Here is a 507-nt window from a genome sequence, read left to right on the forward strand (position 1 = left end):
CTGACCTATGTATTCAGTCAGGGATGACCCCTAAGGGCCGGGTTTCCCCATTCGGATATCGCGGGATCAAAGCTCTATTGCCAGCTCCCCCGCGCTTTTCGCAGGCTTACACGTCCTTCATCGCCTGTGATCGCCAAGGCATCCACCAGATGCACTTAGTCGCTTGACCCTATCATTTCAGTAACCTAAATTACCGTCACGACAGAGAGTGTTTGTGCGACGACTGCACCGCCCCTTTTGATATGGCGACGCAGCCTTAGATACAATCAAATACCCAAGATGACGATTTGTCCGCGTAAAGAGTTAACTCTACGTTTTCATCTCGCCGTCTTATATATTCGGCTTCTTCAGTTTGTTAAAGATCGGGCGTTTCAAACTACAACGCAAACAGAATCCAACTCTTCCGAGTTCGCTTTTGTTTGCACTGTAAGTGGTGGAGGATGACGGGATCGAACCGACGACCCCCTGCTTGCAAAGCAGGTGCTCTCCCAACTGAGCTAATCCCCC

The 507-nt window shown here is 50.3% G+C and carries 1 tRNA gene and 1 rRNA gene; both read right to left on the reverse strand.

Annotated features, from left to right (window positions below):
• A 23S ribosomal RNA gene (locus QUG01_RS19950) occupies window positions 1-169 on the reverse strand; the annotation flags it as partial.
• A gap of 262 nt (window positions 170-431) precedes the next feature.
• A tRNA-Ala gene (locus QUG01_RS19955) sits at window positions 432-507 on the reverse strand.

Source organism: Chromobacterium sp. CCUG 76385 (assembly GCF_059916625.1).